We start from the raw sequence: 9,412 nt of genomic DNA, 5'->3' as shown, positions 1-9,412 counted from the left end.
ATGGCGGCCATGGTCTGTACGGCGGTGCGCAACTGGCCCATCATGGCGGCCGAGTTGAGGCCGTCTGCGCGCGGTCGAGCAGGCCGTGCCGACCAGGCGCAGGCCGCGCCCGTACTCGGGGATGTCGTACGGCGCCTCGCCGGCGGCCCCGTCGCGCGGCGGGCGGGTGGGGTGCTGATCGCGGACCTCGACGACGAACGCGCCGGTCTCCTCCAGGCGCCAGTCGACCTGTACGTCGGTGCCGGCGTGCACGACGGCGTTCGTGACCAGCTCGCTGACCACGGCCAGGGCGTCGTCGACGAGCCGGGGCGCGACCTCGGGCACGTCCAGGAGGTCCGCCCGCACCAGGGCGCGGGCGGACCCGGGCGCGAGTGGGCTCCCGGGCAGGGTGGCCCGCCCGCGCACCCTCGTGGCCCGGTCCTCGCTCTCCCGCTGCGTGGGTATGGCCGCCATGTCCATGCGGCCAGGGTGACAGACAGGGGGCGCGCATAAGCGCTGAGTCACCGAAGTGGACAGTCGTGGCCGAGAACCGTGCTACGGGTGCGTCAGAAGACGCAAACTTTCGGGCGGGGCCGGACGTGAACGCCCCAGGAAGTCGCGGGGAACCGCACGGCCGGCCACGAGCGGCCCGCGGTCCCCCACCCTCGGGGAACGTGCCTACTGCTCCCGGGTACCGGAGTACATCTCGTCGATGAGGTGCTTGTACTCCCGCTCCACCACGGGCCGCTTCAGCTTCAGGCTGGGCGTGATCTCGCCGTGCTCGACGTCGAGGTCCCGCGGCAGCAGCCGGAACTTCTTGATGGTCTGCCAGCGCTGCAGCCCCTCGTTGAGCTGCCTGACGTACCCGTCGACCATCTCGACCGTCTGCGGGGCCGCGACGATCTCGGCGTACGGCCTGCCCTCCAGGCCGTTCTCCTTCGCCCAGTCCGCGAGCGCGAGCTCGTCCAGGGCGATGAGCGCGGTGCAGTAGTTCCGGTCGGCGCCGTGCACGAGGATGTTGGACACGTACGGGCACACCGCCTTGAACTGGCCCTCGACCTCGGCCGGGGCGACGTACTTGCCGCCGGAGGTCTTGATGAGGTCCTTCTTGCGGTCGGTGATGCGCAGATAGCCGTCGGGGGACAGCTCGCCGATGTCGCCGGTGTGGAACCAGCCGTCGGACTCCAGCACCTCGTCGGTCTTCTCGGGCAGCCGGTGGTAGCCCTGCATGATGCCGGGGCCGCGCAGCAGGATCTCGCCGTCGTCGGCGATGCGGACCTCGGTGCCGGGCAGCGGCTTGCCGACCGTGCCGGTGCGGTAGGCCTCGCCCGGGTTGACGAAGGAGGCCGCCGAGGACTCGGTGAGGCCGTAGCCCTCCAGGATGTGGATGCCGGCGCCGGCGAAGAAGTAGCCGATCTCCGGGGAGAGCGCGGAGGCGCCGGAGACGCACGCCCGCAGGCGGCCGCCGAAGGCCTCGCGGAGCTTGCCGTAGACGAGGGCGTCGGCGGCCTTGTGCTTCGCGGCCAGGCCGAACGGCACGGCGCGGTTGCCGGTCCGCCGGAAGTTGTCCTGGCTCGCCTTGGCGTACTCGCGGGAGACCTCCGCGGCCCACTGGAAGATCTTGTACTTGGCCGGGCCGCCCTCGCGGGCCTTGGCCGCGACCCCGTTGTAGACCTTCTCGAAGATGCGCGGCACGGCCGCCATGTACGTGGGCTGCACCACCGGAAGGTTCTCGATGATCTTGTCGACGCGCCCGTCGACGGCGGTGACGTGGCCGACCTCGATCTGCCCGGAGGTGAGCACCTTGCCGAAGACGTGCGCGAGCGGCAGCCACAGGTACTGCACGTCGTCCTGGCCCACCAGGCCCGTCGCGGCGATCGCCTTCGCCATGTACGCCCAGTTGTCGTGCGGCAGGCGCACGCCCTTGGGGCGGCCGGTGGTGCCGGAGGTGTAGATGAGGGTGGCGAGCTGGTCCCTGGTGATCGCGCCGACCCGCTCCTTGATCAGCTGCGGGTGCTTCTCCAGGTAGGCCGCGCCGCGCTCCTCCAGCTCGGCGAGGGTCATCACCCAGTCGCCGCTCTCCACGCCGGCCGGGTCGACGACCACGACCTTGGTGAGGTCGGGCAGCTCGGCGCGCTTCTCGACCGCCTTGGCGAGCTGGGCGGCGTCCTCGGCGATCAGCACCCGGCTCTCGGAGTCGGAGAGGATGAACGCGGACTCGTCGGCATTGGTCTGCGGGTAGATCGTCGTGGTGGCGCCGCCGGCGCACATGATGGCGAGGTCGGCGAGGATCCACTCGACACGGGTGGAGGAGGCGAGCGCCACCCGCTGCTCCGGCTCGACGCCGAGTTCGATGAGCCCGGCCGCGATCGCGTACACCCGGTCGGACGCCTGCGCCCAGCTCAGCGACTTCCAGTCGTCCGGGCCCTGGCCGGAGGCGGCGGGCACCGGATAGCGGTAGGCCTCCGCGTCCGGTGTGGCCGTCACGCGCTCCAGGAAGAGGGCCGCCACGGACGGCGGACGGTTCTCGATCAGGGTCAGTGTGTCGCTCACGACATCCTCCGGGGCCCGCGACAGTGCGGCTGTACTCGGGTGCGGCTGGGTTAACTCACGGTGGGGTTTCGGGCTTGTTGTTTAACTCGCGAGTAACTATCGAGCAGGCATCAGGGTAAGGGGCGACCGCCCGCTGCGTAAGGGGCTTCGGCCTGTCACTTTCCACTCAGAGCGACACTACGCACGCGTAGGGGCCCGCCGCGCTTTCGCACGACGGGCCCCCATGTGCCCGGTTTGCGGGCGTAACCCGTTGTTACCTTTGGTTACTTCTTGCCCTTGCCCGACCCCGCGCTGTCATCGCTGGAGAGGACGGCGATGAAGGCGTCCTGCGGAACCTCCACGGAACCCACCATCTTCATCCGCTTCTTGCCTTCCTTCTGCTTCTCCAGCAGCTTGCGCTTACGGGAGATGTCACCGCCGTAGCACTTGGCGAGGACGTCCTTGCGGATGGCGCGGATGGTCTCACGGGCGATCACCCGCGAGCCGATGGCGGCCTGGACCGGCACCTCGAAGCTCTGCCGCGGGATCAGCTCCTTGAGCTTGGCGACCAGCCGCACGCCGTACGCGTACGCCTGGTCCTTGTGGGTGATCGCCGAGAAGGCGTCCACCTTGTCGCCGTGCAGCAGGATGTCGACCTTGACCAGGGAGCTGGTCTGCTCGCCCGTGGGCTCGTAGTCCAGGGACGCGTAGCCACGGGTCTTGGACTTCAGCTGGTCGAAGAAGTCGAAGACGATCTCCGCGAGCGGCAGTGTGTAGCGGATCTCGACCCGGTCCTCGGAGAGGTAGTCCATGCCGAGCAGGGTGCCGCGCCGGGTCTGGCACAGCTCCATGATCGCGCCGATGAACTCGGTGGGCGCGAGGATCGTGGCCCGTACGACCGGCTCGTAGACCTCGTCGATCTTGCCCTCGGGGAACTCGCTCGGGTTGGTGACGACGTGCTCGCTGCCGTCCTCCATCAACACGCGGTAGACCACGTTGGGGGCGGTGGCGATCAGGTCGAGACCGAACTCTCGCTCCAGGCGCTCCCGGATCACGTCCAGGTGCAGCAGGCCGAGGAAGCCGACGCGGAAGCCGAAGCCGAGGGCGGCGGAGGTCTCCGGCTCGTAGACCAGCGCGGCGTCGTTGAGCTGGAGCTTGTCGAGCGCCTCGCGCAGCTCGGGGTAGTCCGAGCCGTCCAGCGGATACAGACCCGAGAAGACCATCGGCTTCGGGTCCTTGTAGCCGCCGAGCGCCTCGGTGGCGCCCTTGTGCTGGCTGGTGACGGTGTCACCGACCTTGGACTGGCGGACGTCCTTCACACCGGTGATGAGGTAGCCCACCTCGCCGACCCCCAGCCCGTCGGCCGGGAGCATCTCGGGCGAGTTGACGCCGATCTCCAGCAGCTCGTGGGTGGCGCCGGTCGACATCATCCGGATGCGCTCGCGCTTGTTGAGCTGTCCGTCGATGACACGGACGTACGTCACGACACCGCGGTAGGAGTCGTACACCGAGTCGAAGATCATCGCGCGGGCGGGCGCGTCGGCGACCCCGACCGGCGCCGGGATCTCCTTGACGACCTTGTTCAGCAGCGCGTCCACGCCGAGACCGGTCTTTGCGGAGACCTTGAGGACGTCCTCCGGGTCGCAGCCGATCAGGTTGGCCAGCTCCTCGGCGAACTTCTCCGGCTGGGCCGCGGGGAGGTCGATCTTGTTCAGGACCGGGATGATCGTGAGGTCGTTCTCCATCGCCAGGTAGAGGTTGGCGAGGGTCTGCGCCTCGATGCCCTGGGCGGCGTCGACGAGGAGGACGGTCCCCTCGCAGGCGGCCAGCGACCGCGAGACCTCGTAGGTGAAGTCGACGTGCCCCGGGGTGTCGATCATGTTGAGGATGTGGGTCGTGCCCTGGTCGGGGCCCTCGGTCGGGGCCCAGGGCAGACGCACCGCCTGGGACTTGATCGTGATGCCGCGCTCGCGCTCGATGTCCATCCGGTCGAGGTACTGAGCACGCATCTGCCGCTGCTCGACCACACCGGTCAGCTGGAGCATGCGGTCGGCGAGCGTGGACTTGCCGTGGTCGATGTGCGCGATGATGCAGAAATTGCGGATCAGAGCCGGGGCGGTACGGCTCGGCTCGGGCACATGGTTAGGGGTCGCGGGCACGCAGGGTCCTGTCTCTTGAGGCGCCTTATGCCTCGGGTCGGATCGATACGTAGTCTCCATGGTCCCACGCGGAGGGACCGAGGACCGTTTTGGGCCGCTCGCAGGGCCACTGGTACTGTAGATGGCTGTGCCTCATGCCCTCTCAGCACGAGGCGCGTCAGAGAAAATTTGGATCACCGGTACGGGACCCGTGCGGCCCCGTGCCTGAACCTGAAAAGGCTCCTTCGTGGCGAACATCAAGTCCCAGATCAAGCGGATCAAGACCAACGAGAAGGCTCGGCTGCGCAACAAGGCCGTCAAGTCCTCCCTGAAGACCGCGATCCGCAAGGCCCGCGAGGCCGCTGCCGCGGGTGACGCCCAGAAGGCCACCGAGCTGCAGCGCGCCGCCGCGCGTGCGCTCGACAAGGCCGTCTCCAAGGGCGTCATCCACAAGAACCAGGCCGCCAACAAGAAGTCGGCGCTTGCTTCCAAGGTCTCGTCCCTCCAGGGCTGAGCTTCCTTCTGATCTGACCGCCGGAAGGACCCAGAGCGGGCCCTCTCTCATCCGCTCCCGTCCGGCACCCCGAGCCTGTACGCGGCCTGCGTTCGCCACGCGGGTACGGGCTCACCATCTCGAACCGAAAACCCCGGCCCCCTCCCTTCCCCAGGGCGGGCGCCGGGGTTTTCGGCATACCGGGGAGAGCCCTGCGGCACGGGGGCGTTCTTGACGGGGGTTGTGGTGATGGCCGGGGGGTGAGCGTTCGGCCCGGCCTGGTTGCGGGGTGGGGCGAGTCGGGGGCTGGGGAGCCCGTGGCGGGGTGGGTCCGGGGAGGGGGCCCTTGCGGGCCGAGGGGGAGCCTGTGGCGGGGGAGCCTATGGCGGGATCTGGCGGGAGCCCCTGGCGAGCGGGGTTCGGCGGGAGCCCTTGGCGAGCGGGGTCTGGGGCGGAGCCATCCCGAGGTCCGGGCTGAGCCGGTAAAGGGCCGGGACGGAGCCCCTGGCGAGCAAGGCCCGGGGGGAGCCATCCCGAGGTCCGGGCTGAGCCAATAACGGGGTGCCGGACGGAGCCCATGGCGAGCGGAGTCTGGGGCGCAGCTCATTCCGAGGTCCGGGCGGGAGCCGCTGTGGGGTCCGGGTGGAGCCGGAGCCCTCGGGGACCCCTTACCCGCGCCCGCGTGAGCGGGCTGCCCGGGCGATCACCACGACCGCCTTCTCCAGTGCGTACTCGGGGTCGTCGCCGCCGCCCTTGACTCCCGCGTCCGCCTCGGCGACGGCCCTGAGCGCCGCCGCCACCCCGTCCGGCGTCCACCCACGCATCTGCTGCCGCACCCGGTCGATCTTCCACGGCGGCATCCCCAGCTCCCGGGCCAGATCGGCCGGCCGGCCGCCCCGAGCGGACGACAGCTTTCCGATGGCCCGCACGCCCTGGGCCAGCGCACTGGTGATCATCACCGGCGCCACCCCCGTGGCCAGCGACCACCTCAGCGCCTCCAGCGCCTCCGCCGTACGCCCCTCCACCGCCCGGTCCGCGACCGTGAAGCTCGACGCCTCGGCCCGCCCGGTGTAGTACCGCCCGACGACGGCCTCGTCGATCGTCCCCTCGACATCCGCGACCAGCTGCGACACCGCCGACGCCAGCTCCCGAAGGTCGCTGCCGATGGCGTCGCACAGCGCCTGGCACGCCTCGGGCGTCGCCGACCGGCCCGCCGCCCGGAACTCCCCCCGCACGAACGCCAGCCGGTCCGCCGGCTTGGTCATCTTCGGACAGGCCACCTCCCGCGCCCCCGCCTTGCGCGCGGCGTCGAGCAGCCCCTTGCCCTTCGCGCCGCCCGCGTGCAGCAGCACGAGTGTGATCTCCTCGGCCGGCGACCCGAGATAGGCCTTCACGTCCTTGACCGTGTCGGCCGACAGATCCTGCGCGTTGCGCACGACGACGACCTTGCGCTCGGCGAAGAGCGAGGGACTGGTCAACTCGGCGAGCGTGCCGGGCTGCAACTGGTCCGGGGTCAGGTCCCGTACGTCCGTGTCGGCGTCGGCGGCCCTCGCGGCGGCCACCACCTCCCGCACGGCACGGTCGAGCAGCAGGTCCTCCTGCCCCACGGCGAGCGTCACCGGGGCGAGAAGGTCGTCATTCGCAGTCTTCCTGGCCATCGGGACAAGCATCCCACGCCCCACCGACAACGCCCCGCTCCCCGACGGACACCCCGGCACCGCCCCCTGTGCGGCTCCCGCCCCGGGCCCCGCCCACGCCGGGGGCTACGGCTCCTCGCGCCAGCCGTCCCACTCCCCCGCGAACGCGTCCAGCTCCTTGGGGTCCAGCCGGTCGTGCTCGTCCCGCAGGACCACCAGCCACTGGGCGTCCTCGGCGTCGTCCTCCCCGGCCAGCGCGTCCCGGACCAGCCGCGGCTCCTCGTCGATGCCGAACCGCTCCCCGAGCGCCTCGGCCACCTCCTCCGCCGTATCCCGGTCGGGCAGCACCAGCACATGTCTCACATCACTCACGGGCCCCATTCTCCGCCACCCCACCCGGCCCGAAGCGCCCGGTCGGCCGGACCGAACCGGACTAGCTTCCCGAGTCCCCTTCACGCACCGTGGGCACGCTGCTCAGCTCGATCCCGAACCGTTCGCGGTACGCCGCCAGCACCTCCTCGTCCGTGTCCAACTCCCGTGTCTCGCGCGCGCCGTCGGCGCCCGTTGTCGTCAGGGTGCGTCCGCTGAGGGTGGCTCTTCCTCCGTCCTCGGTGACGCGTGAGCAGACCAGGGAGCGGGTGAAGTGGGACAGCGGGGAGGTGCTGTGCCACCAGGCGCCGGCCGCGAAGTCCGCGAGCACCCGTGGACGTGCCTCCAGCCGGTACTGCGGATGGCCGTCCCGTATGACGTCCAGGTCCCCGGCCGCCGGGCCGCCGCCCCGCACCCCCGCCGCGTCCGGCCCGGCCTCCGCCACCCGGAACGCTCCGCCCGGATCGGCCTGCTCCCCGCGTTCCGCGTACGCCAGCGGGTGGTGGCTGTGCGCCCCGAACCCGACGTCGGCGAGCCAGAGGTCACCGTCCACCGTCCGCACCCGAAGCGCGAGATGGTCGTACGGGATCCCCAGCCTGCCCTCCTCCCCGTACACCCGCGCCGCGAGCAGCTCCACCTCGTAGCCGAGGGCGGCGAGCAACGCTCCGAAAGCGCCGTTCAGTTCGTAGCAGAAGCCACCCCTCCGGGCCACGGTCACCTTGTCCAGCAGCCGCTTCTCCTCCAGCACGATCTCCTCGCCGAGGTGGATCGACAGGTTCTCGAAGGGCACGGTCCGCAGATGACGCAGGTGCAGTTCACGCAGCGCCTCACCGGTGGCCCGTGCCGGGCGGGCGGCGCCGAGCCGGCGGAGATAGGCATCGACCTGTGCTGAGTTCATGCCCCCAGTCTGGGCGATCACCCCGGCCGCGCACCCACGTCGCACCGGACGAACCACGACCCGCGCCCCTCACTCTCTCGTCACCTTCACCTCCCCGCCCGCCCCTCCGGTCCCGCCGACCGCGAGCGCCCCGTCCCGATCGGTGCGCAGCACCACCGCCCCACCGGCGCGCAGCGCGGCCACGGTCGACGGTGCCGGGTGTCCGTAGGGATTGTCGGCACCGCAAGAAATGAGGGCCACCCGGGGCGCCGCCAGCCGTAACAGATCCGGGTCCTGATAGGCCGAGCCATGGTGGGCCACCTTCAGTACGTCCACTCCGGCCAGCTCGGCCGCCGCCGGGGACCGCAGCAGCGCCTGCTGGGCCGGGGGTTCGAGGTCCCCGAGCAACAGCATCCTCAGTCCGCCCGTACGGACGAGCAGCGCGACGCTGGCGTCGTTCGGGCCGTCCAGCTCCGGCGCGGCGGCCGGTCCTGCCGGAGGTGCCCCCGTGTCCGAGGGCGGCGGAGGGCTCGGCGGGGGCCACAGGACCCGCCAGGCCAGCGGCCCGGTACGCCGCTCCTCGCCCGCGACGGCCCGTGTGACCGGGATGTGCCGTGCGGCCGCCTCCCTTCTGACGAACTCGGCCTCGCCCGCGGGCTCTTCCAGACCCGTGGTCTCGATCGCGGCCACCGAACGGCCCCGCAGGACTCCGGACAGCCCCGCCACATGGTCGGCGTGGAAGTGGGTCAGCACGAGGAGGGGGATGCGGGTGATGCCGAGCTGCCGCAGACAGCGGTCGACCAGCGCCGGATCGGGTCCGGTGTCCACAACCACCCCGGCTCCCTCCCCCGCCGCCAGCACGGTCGCGTCGCCCTGCCCTACATCGCACATCGCGAGCCGCCACCCCGGCGGCGGCCAGCCCGTGAGCACCCTCGTCAGCGGTGCCGGCCGCACCACCACCACCAGGAGCAGCACCCCGAGCAGCCCGCACCACCACGGGTGCCGCAGCAACCGCCGCCCGGCCGCGACGACGACCACGGTGACCGCCGCGAGCAGCAGCGCCCCCAGCCAGCCGCCCGGCCAGTCCACCGCCGCGCCGGGCAGCGCCGCCCCGCTCCGGGCGACCGCGGCGATCCATTCCGTCGGCCAACCCGCGCACCACGCGAACACCTTGGCCAACGGCATCGCCACCGGTGCCATCGCGAGCGCGGCGAACCCCAGCACCGTCGCGGGCGCCACCGCCACCTCGGCCAGCAGGTTGCACGGCACCGCCACCAGGCTCACCCGGGCCGACAGCACCGCCAGGACCGGCGCGCACACGGCCTGCGCCGCGGCGGCCGCCGCCAGTGCCTCGGCGAGCCTCGGGGGTACCCGGTGCCGCCGCAGC

The 9,412-nt window shown here is 71.4% G+C and carries 8 protein-coding genes; 1 reads left to right on the top strand and 7 read right to left on the bottom strand.

What is annotated here, in order from left to right; all coding sequences use genetic code 11:
* The 3 genes from ACWEN3_RS33695 to lepA form a co-directional block, all read right to left on the bottom strand.
* Positions 1–453 (bottom strand): ATP-binding protein (locus ACWEN3_RS33695; RefSeq protein ID WP_452978656.1); only part of this gene is annotated, 453 nt, incomplete at its 3' end.
* A gap of 204 nt (positions 454–657) precedes the next feature.
* Complete coding sequence (locus ACWEN3_RS33690) at positions 658–2,532, bottom strand: AMP-dependent synthetase/ligase (protein WP_452978655.1); 1,875 nt, start codon at positions 2,530–2,532, stop codon at positions 658–660.
* 263 nt (positions 2,533–2,795) lie between these two features.
* Entirely contained in the window at positions 2,796–4,670 is a 1,875-nt protein-coding gene (gene lepA, locus ACWEN3_RS33685; protein WP_452978653.1) for a translation elongation factor 4, read from the bottom strand.
* Between the two features lie 226 nt (positions 4,671–4,896).
* Here lepA and rpsT point away from each other — a divergent pair, with 226 nt between their 5' ends.
* Positions 4,897–5,163 carry a 30S ribosomal protein S20 gene (gene rpsT / locus ACWEN3_RS33680; RefSeq protein WP_452978652.1) on the top strand — a complete coding sequence of 89 codons (267 nt, stop codon included), beginning with the start codon at positions 4,897–4,899 and terminating at the stop codon, positions 5,161–5,163.
* Positions 5,164–5,810: 647 nt separating this feature from the next.
* Here rpsT and holA read toward each other — a convergent pair.
* The 4 genes from holA to ACWEN3_RS33660 all read right to left on the bottom strand — a co-directional run.
* Positions 5,811–6,800, bottom strand: coding sequence for a DNA polymerase III subunit delta (holA, locus tag ACWEN3_RS33675; RefSeq protein ID WP_452978650.1), 990 nt, complete (start codon positions 6,798–6,800; stop codon positions 5,811–5,813).
* 105 nt (positions 6,801–6,905) lie between these two features.
* Positions 6,906–7,151: a hypothetical protein gene (locus tag ACWEN3_RS33670; RefSeq protein WP_452978647.1), complete on the bottom strand. Its 246-nt coding sequence runs from the start codon at positions 7,149–7,151 to the stop codon at positions 6,906–6,908.
* A gap of 61 nt (positions 7,152–7,212) precedes the next feature.
* On the bottom strand, positions 7,213–8,046 hold the full coding sequence (locus tag ACWEN3_RS33665; protein ID WP_452978644.1) for an arylamine N-acetyltransferase family protein: 834 nt from the start codon (positions 8,044–8,046) through the stop codon (positions 7,213–7,215).
* 69 nt (positions 8,047–8,115) lie between these two features.
* A partial coding sequence (locus ACWEN3_RS33660; RefSeq protein ID WP_452978641.1) for a ComEC/Rec2 family competence protein occupies positions 8,116–9,412 on the bottom strand: 1,297 nt, incomplete at its 5' end.

It is taken from the genome of Streptomyces sp. NPDC004561 (assembly GCF_053602155.1).
Note: the sequence above shows the minus strand (reverse complement) of the source record. Positions and strands in the feature narration are given on the sequence as shown.

Bases quoted from the DNA above. Each gene is read 5' to 3' on its own strand.
- holA (WP_452978650.1), bottom strand. From the start codon at position 6,800: ATGGCCAGGAAGACTGCGAATGACGACCTTCTCGCCCCGGTGACGCTC.
- ACWEN3_RS33665 (WP_452978644.1), bottom strand. From the start codon at position 8,046: ATGAACTCAGCACAGGTCGATGCCTATCTCCGCCGGCTCGGCGCCGCC.